Here is a 17,789-nt window from a genome sequence, read left to right as displayed (position 1 = left end):
AGCCCGCAACTCCAGCCGCAGGAGCATCCGCATGGCGCAGGCAAAGGCCGCGATTGTAGGTCTCGGGATTACAGAGATGGGGAAGGTCTTCGGGCGCTCGGGGACAAGCCTCGCGATCGAGGCGATCAACCTCGCCCTCGAGGACGCAGGGCTCAAGAAGGACGACCTGGACGGCCTCCTGATCAACGCCGGGATCAGCAACAGCATCGGGCTGGGCCTACAGAACGCGGGCGGCTTCAAGGGGCTGCGGCTCCTGAACCACATGAACGCGGCCGGGTCTACGGCCTGCCAGATGGTGCAGTACGCCTCGATGGCGGTGCAGAACGGCATGGCGAACTACGTGGCCTGCGTGTTCGCGGACACGCCGCTGGCGGCCCCGGGCGCTTCTTCGGGCGCTGCCTACGGTGGCGCCGCACGGGCGGCCGCGGCCAGCGGGAACGGAAGGCCGGCAGGGCCGCCGGGCTGGGCGGGCCTCAACGCCCACTATGGTTACTTCGGTGTAAACATCGGATACGCCATGGCGGCGCGGCGGCACATGGCCGAGTTCGGCACGACGAGCGAGCAGTTCGGGGCGATAGCGGTCGCGGAGCGCGACTGGGCGGTCATGAATGACCGCGCGCAGATGCGCACGCCGATCACGATCGAGGACCACCAGGCCTCGCGCTTCATCGTCGAGCCGCTGCACCTGCTCGACTGCTGCCTCGTGTCGAACGGCGCCGTCGCCGTCATCGTGACCTCCGTCGAGCGAGCGGCGGACGCGAAGGCTTCGCCCGCGTACGTGCTGGCGATGGCCCAGGGCCACCCGGGCGACTCCCGCAGCGCCGGCGACCCGCACGAAGTGTCGACGGGAGCGGTGATCGCGCGCGAGACCCTGTACGGACAACTGGGCATCACGGCGAAGGACATAGACATCTGCGAACTTTACGACTGCTACACCTACACCGTGCTCGTGACGCTCGAAGACTACGGCTTCTGCGCCAAGGGAGAAGGCGGCGCCTTCGTTGAGGACGGCAAGCTCGGCCCCGGCGGCAGCCTGCCAACGAACACCGGCGGCGGCGAACTTAGCGCCTTCTACATGTGGGGCATGACACCCATGTCCGAAGGCGTCATCCAGGCGCGAGGAGGGGGCGGCCAGCGCCAGGTGGCGAAGAACGACCTTGTTCTGGTCACCGGCAACGGCGGGATACTCGACTACCACGCGTCGATCATCCTTAGCCCGAGGCCGGCCTGAGCAGGAGAGTGCAGGGTGCAGAGTGCATGGTGCAGGGTCCACCGCATAGCCAGCTCGATCTCTGCACTACTGCACTCTGTACGCTGCACTCCCTCCGTACTGAGGAGACGACATGACCACTACCACTAACCGCCCGATCCCGACCCCTGACGAACGCAGCGCGGAGTTCTTCCGCGCGGCGAAGGAGGGCCGGCTCCTGATCAAGCGCTGCAGCAACTGCGGCCGCAACCTGGCGCCCCAGCGCGAGGCCTGCGACGCCTGCACCAGTGAGGCGCTGGAGTGGGCAGAGGCTTCAGGCCGGGGGGTAGTCTACAGCTTCGTGGTCATGCACCAGGTGCTGCACCCCTCCTTCAAGGACGAGGTGCCCTATAACGTCGCGCTGGTGGAGCTGGACGAAGGGCCGCGCATCATCTCCAACCTCGTCGGGGTTGCGAACAGCGACATCCGCGTCGGCGCGCGCGTCGAGGCCGTCTTCGAGGATCTGTCGGAGGAGGTGGCGGTGCCCAAGTTCCGGACAGTGGCCGCGGATTAGCGCGGACTCCCACATGAACACGATCGACTTCTTCCGCAGCAGCTTCCAGCGCCTGCACAACACGACGGTGGACGCCGTGAGAGAACTCACGCCGGAGCAGCTGAACTTCAGGCCGGAGGGGCACTACAGCATCGCCTGGGTGCTGTGGCACATGGTGCGGAGCGAGGACGTGATCCTGAGGCTCATGGTGCAGAGGAAGCCGGAGCTATGGGCCGAGGGTGGCTGGGCCGCGAAGCTTGGCCTGCCGGAGCGCGGCCAGGGCACGGGCCACACGCTGGAGCAGGCGCGCGAGATCGAGATCCGGGACCTGCCTCTGTTCCTGGACTACGCGGGCGCGGTGTGGGCGGATGTCGACGCCTACCTGGCGGGCCTCACGGAGGCGGACCTCGACAAAATGCACCCCTGGCGCAGGGCGGAGGAGCCGCTGGGCCAGATCATCGGCAACCACGTAATGACTCACCTGTTCGGCCACCGGAACGAGATCTACTGGCTGCGTAGCGAGCAGGGCCTCCAGGGCAGCCCGACGTAGGACCTCGCGCGCGCACAGTGACCCTTTGACCGCAGCGCCGGAGCCGCTAGGCTATGCGACGCCATGCCGGCGAAGTACCGACTCGGCGCGCTGGACCTCGCGATAATCTCGGACGGCACCTTCTTCCAGGACGCCGGGGCCGTCTTCGGCATCGTCCCGCGCATCATGTGGGAGGGCTACGCCGGACAGCTGGACGAGCGCCACCGCATGTCGCTGGCCCTGAATAGCGTGGTGCTGCGGTCCCAGGGCAAGCTGGTGCTCATCGAGACGGGTGTCGGCGACAAACCCCGCACCGGCCGCGATAACGCCACGCCCGCGGACCAAGGCAACCTGCTCGCCGACCTGGCGAAGCTCGGGATCCGCCCCGAGGAAGTCGACATCGTCATAAACACCCACCTCCACTTCGACCATTGCGGGTGGAACACGCGCTATCTCGACGGCAACCTCAGCCTTACCTTCCCCAACGCCGAGTACCTGATCACCCGCGCCGAGTGGGAGGCGGCACTCAACCCGAACGAGCGCACGCGGGCCACGTACCTCGCCGAGAACCTGGCGCCGCTCAGGGACAGCGACCACCTCCACCTGATCGATGGCGAACACAGGGTGACGGACGAAATCACCATCGTGCCGACGCCCGGGCACTCGGAGGGCCACGCCTCGGTGGTCCTGTCATCGCGAGGCGAGACGGCCGTCTACATCGGCGACATGGCCCAGGCGGTCGTCCAGCTCGAGCGTACGGCCTGGGTATCGTCCTTCGACATACTGCCGCTGGTCTCGATGGAGACCAAGAAGGCCATCGTCGAGCGGGCCATCGAGCAGGGGCAGGTGATCATCAGCGTCCACGCTCCCTTCCCGGGCGTCGGCCGCATGACGCGCGAAGGCAACTTCCGCAAGTGGGTAGATCTGGAGACAGAGCCAGCTTAGGCCACGGAACAGCGCTGCCAGTTCAGGCGCGGGTGCCGCCAGTGCCGTTTGCACCGATCTCTCGTATACCGCCTGGCCCTCGCCGCCCGGCGCCCGCCTCCCTACGCTGGATGGTGGCGGATGCTGTCCGCGCGTTCACCGACGCCTAACGGCGCCTTAACACGCGGACAACAGCCGGCCACTAAGCTGGGTGGGAGTGATGTCAATGGCCAGAGCAGTGAGGGCCAAGTCGCCGACGCGGCGGGCGAAAGAGCAGGCCCGCGCCGCACGACAGGCGAGGCAGCGCCGGCGCAGGCTGATGGTACTGGCTGGAGGGCTCGCGTTCGCCGCGGTCGTCGCGCTGGTCATCATCGGCGCCGTGAGCCGCAGCGGCGGCGGCAGTTCCACCATCCCGGCGGAAATCAACCGGGACGGCCGCACGCTGGGGTCGCCGACGGCGCCCGTGACCGTCGTCGCCTGGGAGGACTTCCAGTGTCCCTTCTGTCGGCAGGCGAATGACACGGCCCTGGCGCAGGTGATCGAGAACTACGTGAAGGCCGGCCAGGTAAAGGTGGAGTACCGCCACTTTGCCTTCCTGGGGAATGAGTCAATCGTCGCGGCGGAAGCATCGGAGTGCGCCAACGACCAGGGCAAGTTCTGGGAGTACCACGATATCCTCTTCGCCAACCAGCAGGGCGAAAACCGCGGCGCTTTCAGCACTAACCGCCTGAAGCAGATGGCCGACCGCGTGGGCCTAGACCGGGCGATGTTCGACTCTTGTCTCGAGAGTGGCAAGTACAGGTCCGCGATTGAGGCGGAGACGCGCGCCGGCAGGCAGCTTGGCATCGACAGCACGCCGGTGTTCTTCGTCAACGGCACAAAGATCTCCGGCGCCCAGCCCTACTCCGTCTTCAAGACCGCCATCGATAAGGCGCTGGCGGGCCAATGACGGCAGGTCCCCGCTCTGAGGCCATGCGGGTTGGAGTCCGGGAGCAAGCGCCGGCCGAGGCGCAGCCGCTGGCGCGCCTCGTGCCCGTCATCCTCGCCGTCCTCGCCGTGGTCGGCCTCGGCATCTCGGGCTACCTTACGATGACCCACTACGCCGAGAAGCCGATCGAGTGCGGCGGCCTCGGCGGCCAATGTGATTACGTCAACTCCAGCGAGTATGCCGCCGTGGCCGGCATCCCCGTATCCGTGCTCGGCCTGCTCGCGTACACCGGCCTTCTGACGACAGCGCTCGCCTGGGCGGCGCGCCCCGCGAGCGACATCTGGCCGGTAGCCTACTGGGGCATGGCGCTCGCCGGCGCGGGCTATGCCGGCTACCTTACGTACGTCGAGCTCGAGATACTGCACGCGATCTGCGCCTGGTGCGTCGCCTCGGCCGTCGTGCTCACCCTCTCGTTGCTCCTGTCGACCGCGTACCTGCTCTGGGGACAGGAGTCCGGCTAGCGCCTGCGCCGTTGCAGCAACGGAGGCCGGCGCCATGCCGGCCTCCGTTGTCTGTCTTCAGGGAACCAGCGGAAGCTGCTACGACCTCTTCGTATGGTCCAGCCACAGGTAGGTCGCCGAGTTCGGGACCTGGCGGTACACCCGGTAGTTTTTCACCCAGGGCTGCGTAAACGTGAAGCCGCTCGTCGCCTGGCCGCCCCAGGGGATGTTGTACATGTTGTCCGAGAGGTAGACCTGCAGGTCCCAGTTGAGGCGCTTGCGTTTCTCGACGTCGAACTCGCGCCGCTGCTTGTCGATCAGGTCCAGGACTTTGGGGTCGTCCCAGCCCGCGGGGTTGCGGTCCGTGCCCGGCCTGAAGGCGGACACCCAGTACTGATCCTCCTCCGTGTACTCCGTAAACGGGCCGAGGCGCACGCCATTGAAGTCGCCCTTCGTGATCACGTTGGGCAGGTAGTCCGTCTGAAACTCGTGCCCCACGAGCTTGTCGAACCGGAAGCCGGCCTCCCTCCACATGTCGCGCGTGACCTCCATCCGGCGCGTGAAGTCGCCCGTCCAGATGGTCGAGTAGTGGATCTCGGAGTCGATGCCGTTGGGGAAGCCAGCCGCGGCGAGCAGCTTCTTGGCTTCGGCGACGTCGTATTTGTACCACTTGCCTGGCGCCTTCTCCGGGTATCCCATCTCTTTCGAGTCCTGCGGGTCGAGGTAGAAAGTCCACCCGGGCGACAGCAGGTTGTCCCACTTCACGTCGACGCTGAACCCGGCGTTGCGGATGGGCGTAACGTTTCGGAAGACGTCGATGAAGGTGTCGCGGTCGAAGGCCATGGAGAGGGCGCGCCGCAGGCGCACGTCGCCGCCTGGCTGGCCGTGCTGGCCACCGAAGGGGGCGCTGTTGCGCGGGAACAGCACGTAGTTCTGCGAAAGCGTGAAGTCGCCCTGCCAGGCGGTGGCGTCTGGCAGGTCGTTGAACATGCTCAGGACGTCCGGCTCCAGCGGCGTAAAGACGTCGATGTTCTTCGCGCGGAACTGCGCTGCCCGCTGGGCGTATTCCGTGATGATCGGCATCTCCACCGTCTCGACGTACGGCCGCGGGGCGTCGAAGTAGTTCGGGTTTCGCTTCCAACGCAGGAAGGCGCCGCGCTGGTAGTTCTCGAGGATGAAAGGCCCGGTGCCGGCGCCAACGGGGCGGTAGTCCACCTCGCCCTTCGCCACTTCCTTGGGCATGATCCAGAAAGAGCTTGTGTCCGCGATCAGGGGCCCGAAAGGCGCATAAGGGAACTTGTTCTTGAAGACCATGGTGCGGGCGTCCGGGAAGGAGACGCTGTCCACCATGTCGAACCGGACGCGGCGGGGGCTGCCCTCGATGAAGCGCTCCCAGCTCAGCCTCACGTCCTCGATGTCCAGCGGACGGCCGTTCAGCGGCGCCACTGGCTGCATTTTCACGTTGGGCCGCAACTTGAAGGTCCAGGTGAGGCCGTCCTGCGTGACCTCGAAGGACTCCGCGAGGTCCCCCTCGATCTTCGAGGTAATCGCCTCCCCTAACGGACCGGAGTTGTAGCGCAGCAGTCGGCCGTATATGCGCCACCCAACCGTGTTGAAGGCAGTGAAGTTGCTGGTGCGCGCCAGGTCGAACGTCTGGACCTCGGTCGTGATGTAGTCCTGGAAGGTGCCGCCCTGTACGGCCTGGCGAGTGGTGTCCTCAGGCTTGCCGAGCCTCGAATCGGACGCTTTGGACCCCGCGCCCCCCTCTCCGCCGCCGCCGCAGCCGGCCAACGCCAGGGCAGCGGCGCCAAGCCCTACGGTCGACGCCCCGGCGAGAGCACTACGGCGGGGTATCCTCTGGTCCCGGATCCGAACCCAGTAATTCGATGAGGACATGGGGCTGCTCCCTTCACCTGTGGTCTACGAGTGGTGCAGGCTGCGGGGACCGGAGATTAGCTGGTGTCCAGCTTCGGGAGGGCCTGCCATGCGGGCGGCCTCCTGGAGGCGGGAGGGGGCTGGAGAAGCTTCGTCGCGTCAATCATTGGCTCGCACGCACGTGCGATTCTGGGTTGGCGGAAACGTAGCACCGGCTTCGGGCGATGTCAACGGGAGTCGCGTTAGTTAGTCGAACGGGTACGCGGAGTGCGCGCCGAGATGGCGGATGAAGCCGGAGAGGATCTCCTCGGCGCGCTCGGGAGAGAGCCCGAAGGCGATCTGCTGCGTGGTGACCCCGTCGATCAGCGCCAGCAGGGCCTCCGCCGCGCCGAAGGGGTCGATGTCCCGCCGGACCTCTCCCGCCTTCTGTCCCAGGGCGATCGTCTGGGCGAAGACCTCCCGCCGTCGCTGGTGGCGCGCCTTGTGGCTCTCCAGCAGTTCAGTGTCGCGCCCGGCCTGGGCGGCGTACTCGAGCCAGAACCGGCCCCAGCGCTGCCGGGCTTCCGAACGGAGGATGAAGATCCCGGCGCGCACTCGCAACTGCTCCAGCGGCGGCAGGTCCGCGTATGGCGACCAGTCCTGCGGCACCGAGTACACGTGGTCCATCGCCGCCATGATCAGGCCGCGCTTGTTCTTGAAATGGTAGTTGATCGTCCCGGTGCTCATGCCCGCCGCTTCCGCCACCTGCCGCATCGACATCCCATCGATGCCGTGGCGGGCAATGAGTTCCGATACGGCGCGCAGGACCTGGCGCCGGCGCTCTCTCGAAGAAGCGGTCTCGCCCCGTTCACTCACCGGCAGCCCCCGACTCGCAGACTTTACAGCGCGGAATTATAGACCGTGCCGACCCCGCCGGCGCCCACTCTGAGCCTGAGCGCTTGACAGGTAAGGCCAGGAAAGTACACCTTTGGGAATCTTCAAAGTCCACCTGCACTTCAAAGGAGCAACAGATGGCAGGTTACTGGGAGCGGATCACCTCCTCTCGACTTTCGAGGCGGAGGGCCATCGCCACAGCAGCGGCGGCCGGAACAGGCGTCGCTGCCCTATCGATGGTGGGCTGCGGCGGAGGAGGGGACGGAGGCGCGAAGCTGGGCGAGCAGAGCGGCCTCATTCAGCGGCCGCAGGACGAGACCGCCAAGGCAAAGACCGGCGGCACCCTGAAGACCGTCCGTACGGCCGACGTGCCCACGGGCTTCGACGTACTCTCGACGAACAACGCACAGACCCTGTCCGTGGCGACCCTCGCTTATCCGCGTCTGCTCAAATTCAAGGCGGCAAAGTATCCGGAGCAGCCATCGGGCGAGTCCGAGGGTGACCTCGCGGACTCTTTCGAGATCAGCGGCGACAAGCTCCAGCTCACCCTGAAGCTGAAGCGCGACCTCAAATGGGACGCTCGCGCCCCCACAAACGGCCGCCTCATCGACGCGGAGGACGTCCTCTTCAGCTGGCGGAAGTTCACCTCCCGCAACGCCGCCGCGCAGGACCTGGCCTACGACGCGGAGAAGAGCGCCGGCGCGCCCATCGAGTCCATCTCGTCGCCGGACCGCAACACGATCATCTTCAAGCTCAAGCAGCCGGACTCTTCGCTGCTCCAGCTCCTGACGTCCGCCGCCCACTTCTTCGTCATGCCGCGCGAGTCCGATGGCGGTTTCGACCCCAGGGCGGAGGTCCGCGGCCACGGGCCCTGGATCCTCGACGAGTACCGTCCGTCCGCGTACTTCCGCTGGAAGAAGAACCCGGACTATTACGTCAAGAACCGCCCCTTCTACGACGCGCGCGAAGAGCCGATCCTCCCTGAATACGCGGCGCGCCTGGCGCAGTTCAAAGCCGGCAACATCTGGACGGACGTGCACGGACTACTCCAGACCGACATCCCTCAGACGATCAAGGACGTCCCCCAGGGCCTCGTCTACCAGGACGACAGCTTCCCGACAGGCGTCTCCTCGCACATCCGCTTCGGCTACGAAGGCAACTCCGTCTTCAAGGACGAGCGCATGCGCCAGGCCGTATCGTTGCTGATCGACCGGGAGGCGTTCGCGAACGTCGTCCACAACAAGGACGGCCTCGCCCGGGAGGGCCTCGACATCCCGATCGCCTACCACACCATCGTCGGCGCCGGCTGGGCCGGCTACTGGATCGACCCCTACAACGAGAAGGAGTTCGGCCCGAACCACAAGTACCTGAAGCTCGACATCGCCGAGGCGAAGAAGCTGATGAGCGCCGCGGGCTACGCCAACGGCGTCGACGTCGACCTCATCTACAACGCGGACAACAACTACGGCGCCACCTATCACCTCATCAAGGACGTGTTCGCGGGCAACCTCCGCGACGGCGGCATACGCTCGCGCGAGAACCCCATCCCTTACCAGACCTACTACGACAACTACTACCTCGGTTACGTCCGAGCCGCGTACGAGTCCGGCAGGGTCAAGGGGTTCAACGGCCTGGTCTACGCTGCCCACAAGAGTTACCCGACGGTCGCGTCACAGCTGTTCGGCACCTTCCACAAGGACGGCTCGCTCTTCCAGGGCCTGACCGACACCGGCAACAACGCCCACCTCGGGGACCCGAAGGTCAACGCGATGATCGAGCAGATCCAGCGCGAGTTCGACATCGAGAAGCAGCAGGCCCTGGTGAAGGACTTCATCCGCTACATGACGGGCAAGGCCTACCAGGTGCCGCGGCCGGTGGGCGCGAAGAACTTCGGCGTCTACTGGCCGGTGATCCGGAACATCGGGGCCTATGTGACCTACCCCGGCGGTAATGCGGCCGTCGAGTCTACGATCCACTGGTGGCTGGACCAGACCCAGCCGCCCGTGAAGGCCTCCTGAAGTCTCCCGCCGGCGACGGCTTCTGACACGAGGGCCTGCTTTCGCAGGCCCTCGTCCAGATTTCGAGGCTCTTGACACGCCTGCGTGTGGAGGCGACTATCCGCAGCAATAATGGCCGGCACGCGACAACAACCGGCCCTAAAAGGAGCACAAAGGTATATGCAAGGTTATTGGGAGCGTTTCGCTGCCGCCCGCACAGCCCGGCGAAGGGTGCTGGCAGGAGCGGCGGCCCTCGGCGCCGGGGGAATCGCGCTGGCGGTGGCCGGTTGCGGAGGCGGAGGCGATGACAGCGGTGGCGGCCGGGGCCAGACACAGGGCAAGGTGCAAATCCCGGTCGATACGACGTCACAGGCGAAGCCTGGCGGCGTCCTCAAGAGCGTCTACATCTCAGCCAACCCGGCCTCTCTCGACCCACATACCTCGCAGGGGTTCACCACCCTCACGGCAGTCGCCGTATATGTGTACCCTCGCTTGCTCACCTTCAAGCCGGCGAAGTATCCCGACTTCACCGACGGGAGCGTCGAAGGAGACCTCGCCGAGTCCTTCGAGGTCTCGGGCGACAAGCTCCAGGTGACCCTGAAGATCCGTCCGGGCATGAAGTGGGACGCCCGCTCCCCCACAAACGGCCGCGAGATCGACGCCGAAGATGTCGTCTGGAACTGGAAGAAGTTCTCCCAGGTCGGCGTCCGCCGCTCCGACCTGATGTACGACCCGGCCGCGCCGGGCGCCCCGGTGACCGACATGATCGCCCCCGACAAGCGCACGGTCATCGTGAAGCTGAAGGAGCCCGACTCCTCCGCCCTTCAGCTGCTGGCCAGCGCCCGCATCTTCTTCGTCGTGCCGCGCGAGGCGGAGGACAAGTTCGACTCCCGCAACGAGGTCCGCGGCTACGGGCCGTTCACGCTGGAGAAGTACACTCCTTCCGCCCTCTTCCACTGGAAGAAGATCCCGGACTACTACCGCAAGGGGCGGCCGTTCTTCGACGAGATCGAGCAGCCTCACGTAACCGAGTACGCGCAGCGCCTGGCGCAGTTCAAGGCCGGCAACATCTGGACGCCGGTCTCGACCGCCCAGGACGTGCTCTCGGTGATCAAGGAAGTGCCCCAGCTCGCAGTCCAGCAGGAAGCGGACCTCAACCCGACGCCGACTCACGTCTCCTGGGGTTACGAGGGCGACTCACCGTTCAAGGACCTGCGCGTGCGCCAGGCCGTCGCGCTCGCCATCGACCGCGAGGCGATCGCGGACGTCACCTACGACAGGCCAAAGTTCAAGGCCGAGGGCTTCGAGCCCGTCACGAAGTATCAGACGCTGCTCGGCGCCGGCTGGGGCGACTACTGGCTCGACCCCCAGGACTCCAAGGAGTTCGGCCCGAACGGGAAGTGGTGGAGCGAGTACAACCCATCCGAGGCGAAGAAACTCCTGTCCGCGGCGGGCTTCCCGAATGGGTTTAAGACAAACCTCTACTGGACGCCGCGCCAGTACGGCGCCGCCTACGAGCGCGAGGTCGACATCCTCATCGGCATGTTCAAGGAAGTCGGCATCGAGGCGCAGTCCTCACCGAAGGAGTACCAGACCGAGTACATCCCGGAAATCTACTACAGCTACACCGGGGACAGCACGCGCGGCTTCAACGGCATGATCTACCGCGCCGAGCTTGCCTACCCTACGGCCGTGGCACAGCTCTTCGGGAACTACCACCCCAGCGGCGGCCGCTACCGCGGCGTGCGCCCGGACGGCGGCAACGCCAAGCAGGGCGATCCCAAACTCAACCAGATGATCGAGGCCGCGCGGAAGGAATTCGACACCAAGAAGCAGATCGCTATGGTGCACGACATCCTGCGCTACGCCGCCGGCCAGGTCTACTCCATCCCGCCGCGACCGGCGAACCTCGGCATCGTCGCCTACTGGCCGGTGATCGCGAACTACGGCCTCTACCGCACCCAGACCGGCGGCAGCCCTACGAACGAGTCCTACGTGCCCTACTGGTGGATCGACACCACCAAGCCGCCGCTCAACCGGCCGGCTTGACCTTTCGCCGGGACGCCCGCAGGAGGGGCCGGTAGCCACCGGCCCCTCTTCTTTTTGCCGGTCGGGGTATTGACAGCGCGCTCCGCACAGTTGAATTCTGTTGCATCTTATGAGGCGTCCTATCGCCTCATAGATAACGTCTTGCAAAGGAGCGCGGAACGATGCAAAGCTACTGGGAGAGATTTCGTGCCGTCCGCATCACCAGGCGCCGGGCCATCGCCGGCAGCGCCACGGCCGGTCTGGGCGCGGCCACCATCGCCCTGGCCGGTTGTGGCGGCGGCGAAAGCGGCGGGGAGCCTTCGCCGAAGACCCAGGGCAAGGTCCAGGAGCCGGTAGACACCACCTCTCGCGCCAAACCCGGCGGTGTCTTCAAGGGCGTCTACGGCTCCGCCAACCCCGCCTCTCTCGACCCTCATACCTCGCAGGGATTCACAACCCTCACTGCTGTCTCTGTCTACACTTATCCGCGTCTTCTGAAGTTCAAGCCGGCGAAGTACCCGGAGTTCACCGACGGCAGCGTTGAGGGAGACCTGGCCGAGTCCTTCGAGGTCTCAGGCGACAAGCTCCAGGTCACCTTGAAGATCAGGCCCGGCCTCAAGTGGGACGCCCGTTCGCCCACCAACGGCCGCGAGATCGACGCCGAAGATGTCGTCTGGAACTGGAAGAAGTTCTCCCAGGTAGGCGTGCGCCGCAGCGACCTGAAGTACGACCCAGCGGCCCCCGGTGCGCCAGTCACGGACATGGTCGCCCCGGACAAGCGCACCGTGATCGTCAAGCTCCACGAACCGGACGCCTCGACCCTCCAGCTACTCGCCAGCGCCCGCATTTTCTTCGTCATGCCGCGCGAGGCAGAGGACAAGTTCGACCCTCGTAACGAGGTGCGCGGCTACGGGCCCTTCATGCTGGAGAAGTACACGCCCTCCGCCCTGTTCCACTGGAAGAAGATACCGGACTACTACGTCAAAGGCCGACCCTTCTTCGACGAGATTGAGCAGCCCCACATCACCGAGTACGCCCAGCGCTTGGCCCAGTTCAAGGCGGGCAACATCTGGACGCCCGTCGCCACCGCCGAAGACGTCCTCTCGGTGATTAAGGAAGTGCCCCAGCTCGCCGTCCAACGCGACTCGGAGTACACCGCGACGCCCGGGCACATCTCCTGGGGCTACGAGGGCGACTCGCCCTTCAAGGACCTGCGCGTCCGGCAGGCAGTGGCTCTCGCCATCGACCGCGAGACGATGGCCGATGTGATATCCAACCGCGACCAATTCCGCCGCGAGGGCTACGACCTCGCCACGCGTTATCAAACCCTCCTCGGCGCCGGCTGGGGCGAGTACTGGCTCGACCCCCAGGACGAGAAGGAGTTCGGCCCGAACGCGAAGTGGTGGTCGAAGTTCGACATTGCCGAGGGTAAGAAGCTCATGGCCGCGGCCGGCTTCCCCAACGGCTTCAAGGCGCCCCTCTTCTGGACACCCAGGCAGTACGGCGCCGCTTACGAACGCACGGTCGAAATCATCGTCGGCATGGTCAAGGAGATCGGCATCGAGGCCCAGTCGACGCCGAAGGAGTACCAGACCGAGTACATTCCGGAGGTCTACTACAGCTACACCGGTGACCGCTCGAACGGTTACAACGGCTTCATGTACCGGCTGGAGCTCGCCTACCCGACGGCGATTGCCCAGCTCTTCGGCAACTACCATCCCAGTGGCGGCCGCTACCGCGGCGTGCGCCCGGATGGCGGCAACGCCAAGCAGGGCGACCCCAAGCTCAACCAGATGATCGAGGCGGCCCGGCGCGAGTTCGACACCAAAAAGCAGATCGCCATGGTGCACGACATCCTGCGTTACGCCGCCGGGCAGGTCTACTCCATCCCGCCGGTCCCGACTTCGCTCACCATCCAGGCCTACTGGCCCGTCATAGGGAACTACGGCCTCTACCGCACCCAGGTTGGCGGCAGCCCGACCAACGAGTTCTACGTCCCGTACTGGTGGATCGATACCAGCAAGCCGCCGCTTAACCGTCCCTCCTGACCGAGAAGGGAGAAATCTTCTTCAGGGGAGCCGGCATCAGCCGGCTCCCTGATTCTGAGAGCGCCTGCAGGCTGCGCAGGCGAGGATTGACAGGCTGGAGTCGCGAGCGATACTGGAGCCATCTATCCACGCAGTCAATGCGTAAATTGAGTGCGGCCGCGCGAGCGGGACAGAACGGAACGAAGGAGCGAAAGATGGCAGAAAAGGGTTACTGGGAGCGGTTCACCCTATCGCGCGCCTCGCGGCGTCGCGTCCTCGCCGGAGGCATGGCCGCCGGGGTCGGGGTAGCGGCCCTTGGCGCCGTCGGCTGCGGCGGCGGCGAGGAACGTCCCGCCCAGCCAGTCGACCGTAGCGGCCTTCTGTCGACCCCGGAAGACTCGTCGGCCCGGGCAAAGCCGGGCGGCGTCTTCAAGAACGTCATCAACACGGACGTAGTCAGCTTCGACCCCCTCTCCAGCTCGTCCTTCAACACTCAAAGCTCTGTTGCCTACTACACCTACCCCCGCATGCTGAAGTTCGTGGCCGCGAAGTACCCGAACCGGGCGACCGGCGCGTCCGAGGGAGACCTGGCGGAGTCCTTCGAGCTGAGCGGCGACAAGCTGCAACTGACCTTCAAGCTGCGGCAAGGCCTCAAGTGGGAAAACCGTGCGCCCACGAGCGGCCGCGAAATCGACGCCGATGATGTCGTCTTTAGCTGGAAGAAGTTCGCCCAGGTCAGCCCCTTCCGCCCGGACATGGCCTATTCGGAGGCCAATCCCCAGGCGCCGGTGGAGTCCGTCTCCGCGCCTGACAAGCGCACGGTGGTCTTCAAGATGAAGCAGCCGGACGCGTCCATCGTCCAGCTTTTCACCACGGCGATCCTGTTCTTCGTAATGCCGCGCGAGTCAGACGGCGGCTTCGACCCCAAGGGTGAGGTGCGCGGCTACGGGCCCTTCCTGCTCGAGGAGTACCGCCCCTCGGCCCTCCACGTCTGGCGCAAGAACCCGGACTACTACGTGAAGGGCCGGCCTTACTACGACAAGGTCGAAAACCCGATCGTCAGCGAGTACGCTTCCCGCCTCGCCCAGTTCCGGGCAGGCAACATCTGGCTTACCCAGGCTACGCAGGATGACGTCATTCAGACCAAGAAGGACATACCAGCGCTGTTGCTGCGCCAGGGCGAAAGCTTCGCCACCACTCCCTCGTTCATAGGCTTCGGCTACGAGGGCAACTCGCCCTTCAAGGACGAGCGCGTCCGTCAGGCAGCTTCAATGCTGATCGACGTCGAGCTCATGGCGGACGTGATCTCGAACCGGCCGAAGTTCGCCGCCGACGGGCTGGAGGTGCCTATTCGCTACCACACGATGGTTGGCGCCGGCTGGGAGGGCTACTGGGTCGACCCGCTGGATGACAAGAAGTTCGGCCCGAACGCCAAGTACCTGCGCTTCAACCCGGCAGAATCCAAGAAGCTGCTAACAGCGGCCGGCTTCCCGAACGGCTTCGAGACCGACCTTTACTACAACCAGGGGACCCAGTACGGCACGACCTATCATCGTGTCGCCGAGATACTGGTCGGAATGTTCAGTGAAGGCGGCATTCGCGTCAGGCAGCAGCCCAAGGACTACCAGACCGACTGGCTGCCAAACTACTACTACAGCTACACCCAGTCCGCGAACCCCGGCAAGACGCCGCCCGGGTACAACGGCATCATCTGGGCCGCCGAGCGCGGCTACCCGACCGTCGCTTCGCAGCTCTTCGCCACCATGCACAAGGACGGCGCCCGCTTCCACGGCATGGCGCCCGACGGCCGCAACGCGCACCTCGGCGACCCGCAGGCCAACTCCATGATCGAGAAGATCCGCGGCGAGTTCGACCTGCAGAAGCAGCAGGATCTCGTCGGCGACTTCATCCGTTACATCACGGGCAAGAGCTATCAGCGCCCCTACCCGTACGACGCCCTCGGTTTCGGCACTTACTGGCCTTGCGTCGCCAACCTTGGCCTCCTGCGCACTTACGCCGGCGGCAACGCCGTCACGGAGACCTTCGGCCAGGCCGTCTGGATCGACGATACGAAGCCGCCCTTCAAGCCCGCCTGAGGCCGGCGTCCGACACTTCCCGCGGGCCCTCGCAGCGTTGCGGGGGCCCGCTCTCCTCCCGCGCAGGGCCAGCAATTAGAATCGGCCCGTGGAAGTCGCAGTCGCGACCTTCAATGTCTACAAGCACGAGGACTTCGAGCAGCGCTTACGTGCCGTCCTGGCGCTCCTGGGCCAGGTACGGGCGGACATCGTCTGCCTGCAGGAGGTACCGCCTGGCCGGGCTCTGACGGAGGTCATAGCGGCGCGCGCCGGCTACCAGCATGCCGCCGAGTGCGCCTTCGTCCGGCCTGACGATGGCTGGACCGAAGCGCTCGGCGTGCTGTCACGTTTCCGCGTGGTGGACCAGGAGCCTGTCGAGCTGCGTCCCGGCGTACCGAACTGCTTTCGCGTGCGCCTCGACGTCCAGGACGCGCCGCTCGACGTCTATAACGTCCACCTGCACCCGCGCGATTCCAAGCTGCGCCAGCGGGAGGCGTCCGTCATCCTCGGCCGTCTCGAGCGCGAGCCAGAGGCGCCGGCTATCGTCTGTGGCGACTTCAACGCCGTACCGGAGGGCCGGACGATGGCCGTCTTCTGGCCCTACCTCCGCTCCGCCTTCGAGATGGCGAACGGCCGCCATCCCGAGAGTACGTTCCCCACGCCGCTCCGGCCCCTCGCCGGCCGCCAGCCGGGCTTCTCCGAGCGCCGTGAAGGGCCGCCGGTGGACGAAGAAAGCCAGGCGAAGGCCGCGATCGACTACATCCTCGTGCGGCCTTCCCAGTTCACCGCCGTCGCGGCGCGGCTGATCGGGGACCGTCCAGTCGAGGGGGTCTGGCCCTCGGACCACATGGGGGTCCTGGCACGCCTGTCTCCGACAGCCTGACCAGGCCGCACCGCCGGTCGCAGGGCGACGGTGCGTTCACGCGGCAATTAACGCTAGGCGCGCGCCGGCGCCTTCTGCTCCAGGACCGCCTCGTAAAGCCGCACGACCGGCGGCCCCTCCAGCACGCCGGCGACCGACCCCTGCCGGTGCCCCAGGGCGAACGCTTCGCTCTTCGTCCAGTCCAGGAATGCCTGGCGGCTCTCCCAGGTGGTCATGCTCACGTACTCGCCTTCGTTGTCGCCCTTCAGCAGGGCGAAGCTGATGAAGCCCGGCACGTCATCGAGATAGGTGCGCCGGTTGCGCCAGGAGTTCTCGAAGTCCTGTTCGCGCCCCTTCGCGACCTTGAAGTTGTTCGTAGCAATGAACATCTCTCCACCTCCTGTTGGGCCCGACGGCCCGCGTAACCCTGATTGTCTGCACCAGGCCTTATGCGAATGCTGGCTCCTGGCCCGGCAACACCGTCAGGGCCTTGCCGGCAAGGCTATCGTCCTCGATCAAGCGCAGGACCGCACGCGCGACATCGTCCGCTTTGAGTCGAGTGAGCCGCTGGAGGTCGGCGATGCGCGCATCCGAGGCGTCACTGAGCAGCGGCGTCTGCACGAGTGTCGGGCAGACGCAGTTCACGCGCACGTTCGCGCTGGTCGCGAGCCAGGCAAGGGCCTTCGTGAAAAAGACGACGCCGCCTTTGGTTGCCGAATACACGGGGTCCATTGGCCACGGATTGACACCTGCCATCGACGCCGTGTTCACGATCACGCCGCCGCCTGACGCTTTCATGGACTCGATAGCGGCCTGGGTGCCGCGGATCACTGCCCAGAAGTTCAGCTGCACCACCCGCGACCACTGCTCCACGGGCGTGTCAGGAAAGGCGGGCACGCCGGTGAGGATGCCGGCGTTGTTGAACATCACGTCCAGCTTTCCCCACAGTTCCACGACCTTCCGGATCGCCTTCTCGATCTCCCCCTCCCGGGTCGCGTCCATGGGCACGAAAGCCGCGGTCCCGCGCGCGGAGGCGATCATCTTCACCGTGTCGCCTCCCCTAGTCTCGTCGATGTCGGCGACGAGTACGGAGGCGCCCTTCTGCGCCAGGAGGAGCGCCGTAGCCCGGCCGATGCCGGAGCCGCCGCCCGTGACCAACGCCGCCTTTCCCTGCAGGTCCATCGCTGGGCTCCTTCCGGTCCTCTACAGCCGGCCTACGAGCGTCTTCAGGAACTGCCGCGTCCTTTCGATGGAAGCAGCCGAGTCCTCGCCGACCGGGTAGATGGAAGCCAGGAGGTCGGTCGCCCCCGCCGAGCCGAACGCGCGCAGCTGCTGCTCTACCCTGGCCTCCGGCCCGCAGACGGCGACGTCACCGGGGTTGGCGCCCTCGACATCGAGGATACGGCGGTAGTTGGTCAGATTGCCGTAT

General features: G+C 65.9%; 16 protein-coding genes. 11 read left to right on the top strand and 5 right to left on the bottom strand.

Going from position 1 to position 17,789, the window contains the following annotated elements; genetic code table 11:
- Window positions 1–31: 31 nt before the first annotated feature.
- The 6 genes from VNN10_00425 (at window position 32) to VNN10_00400 (ending at window position 4,644) form a co-directional block, all read left to right on the top strand.
- Entirely contained in the window at window positions 32–1,231 is a 1,200-nt protein-coding gene (locus VNN10_00425; GenBank protein HXH20463.1) for a thiolase family protein, read from the top strand.
- 112 nt (window positions 1,232–1,343) lie between these two features.
- On the top strand, window positions 1,344–1,763 hold the full coding sequence (locus VNN10_00420; protein HXH20462.1) for a Zn-ribbon domain-containing OB-fold protein: 420 nt from the start codon (window positions 1,344–1,346) through the stop codon (window positions 1,761–1,763).
- Window positions 1,764–1,776: 13 nt separating this feature from the next.
- Complete coding sequence (locus VNN10_00415; protein ID HXH20461.1) at window positions 1,777–2,292, top strand: DinB family protein; 516 nt, start codon at window positions 1,777–1,779, stop codon at window positions 2,290–2,292.
- Window positions 2,293–2,355: 63 nt separating this feature from the next.
- Window positions 2,356–3,216, top strand: coding sequence for an MBL fold metallo-hydrolase (locus tag VNN10_00410; protein HXH20460.1), 861 nt, complete (start codon window positions 2,356–2,358; stop codon window positions 3,214–3,216).
- 298 nt (window positions 3,217–3,514) lie between these two features.
- A complete protein-coding gene (locus VNN10_00405) occupies window positions 3,515–4,144 on the top strand; it encodes a DsbA family protein (protein HXH20459.1) in 630 nt (209 codons plus the stop codon).
- A 23-nt stretch (window positions 4,145–4,167) separates the two neighbouring features.
- Window positions 4,168–4,644, top strand: coding sequence for a vitamin K epoxide reductase family protein (locus VNN10_00400; protein ID HXH20458.1), 477 nt, complete (start codon window positions 4,168–4,170; stop codon window positions 4,642–4,644).
- 78 nt (window positions 4,645–4,722) lie between these two features.
- Here VNN10_00400 and VNN10_00395 read toward each other — a convergent pair whose 3' ends face one another.
- Together VNN10_00395 and VNN10_00390 are read right to left on the bottom strand one after the other, a co-directional pair.
- The gene (locus tag VNN10_00395; protein ID HXH20457.1) at window positions 4,723–6,519 is read right to left on the bottom strand and encodes an ABC transporter substrate-binding protein; all 1,797 of its coding nucleotides are present in this window, start codon (window positions 6,517–6,519) and stop codon (window positions 4,723–4,725) included.
- A gap of 225 nt (window positions 6,520–6,744) precedes the next feature.
- Complete coding sequence (locus VNN10_00390; GenBank protein HXH20456.1) at window positions 6,745–7,353, bottom strand: TetR/AcrR family transcriptional regulator; 609 nt, start codon at window positions 7,351–7,353, stop codon at window positions 6,745–6,747.
- A gap of 155 nt (window positions 7,354–7,508) precedes the next feature.
- Between VNN10_00390 and VNN10_00385 the strand changes: the two genes are divergently transcribed.
- From VNN10_00385 to VNN10_00365, 5 genes are all read left to right on the top strand, one after another.
- Window positions 7,509–9,389, top strand: coding sequence for an ABC transporter substrate-binding protein (locus VNN10_00385; GenBank protein ID HXH20455.1), 1,881 nt, complete (start codon window positions 7,509–7,511; stop codon window positions 9,387–9,389).
- 159 nt (window positions 9,390–9,548) lie between these two features.
- Window positions 9,549–11,417, top strand: a complete 1,869-nt coding sequence (locus VNN10_00380) for an ABC transporter substrate-binding protein (GenBank protein ID HXH20454.1) — start codon at window positions 9,549–9,551, stop codon at window positions 11,415–11,417.
- A gap of 161 nt (window positions 11,418–11,578) precedes the next feature.
- On the top strand, window positions 11,579–13,444 hold the full coding sequence (locus VNN10_00375) for an ABC transporter substrate-binding protein (GenBank protein HXH20453.1): 1,866 nt from the start codon (window positions 11,579–11,581) through the stop codon (window positions 13,442–13,444).
- Window positions 13,445–13,638: 194 nt separating this feature from the next.
- The gene (locus VNN10_00370; protein ID HXH20452.1) at window positions 13,639–15,519 is read left to right on the top strand and encodes an ABC transporter substrate-binding protein; all 1,881 of its coding nucleotides are present in this window, start codon (window positions 13,639–13,641) and stop codon (window positions 15,517–15,519) included.
- An 88-nt stretch (window positions 15,520–15,607) separates the two neighbouring features.
- Window positions 15,608–16,381, top strand: coding sequence for an endonuclease/exonuclease/phosphatase family protein (locus VNN10_00365; protein HXH20451.1), 774 nt, complete (start codon window positions 15,608–15,610; stop codon window positions 16,379–16,381).
- Window positions 16,382–16,434: 53 nt separating this feature from the next.
- Here the strand turns inward: VNN10_00365 and VNN10_00360 are convergent, their stop codons facing one another.
- The 3 genes from VNN10_00360 to VNN10_00350 all read right to left on the bottom strand — a co-directional run.
- Complete coding sequence (locus VNN10_00360) at window positions 16,435–16,749, bottom strand: antibiotic biosynthesis monooxygenase (protein HXH20450.1); 315 nt, start codon at window positions 16,747–16,749, stop codon at window positions 16,435–16,437.
- Between the two features lie 58 nt (window positions 16,750–16,807).
- Window positions 16,808–17,542, bottom strand: coding sequence for an SDR family NAD(P)-dependent oxidoreductase (locus VNN10_00355; protein ID HXH20449.1), 735 nt, complete (start codon window positions 17,540–17,542; stop codon window positions 16,808–16,810).
- Window positions 17,543–17,563: 21 nt separating this feature from the next.
- Window positions 17,564–17,789 (bottom strand): LLM class F420-dependent oxidoreductase (locus tag VNN10_00350; protein ID HXH20448.1); only part of this gene is annotated, 226 nt, incomplete at its 5' end.

It is taken from the genome of Dehalococcoidia bacterium, assembly GCA_035574915.1.
Lineage (GTDB): Bacteria > Chloroflexota > Dehalococcoidia > DSTF01 > WHTK01 > DATLYJ01.
Note: the sequence above shows the minus strand (reverse complement) of the source record. Positions and strands in the feature narration are given on the sequence as shown.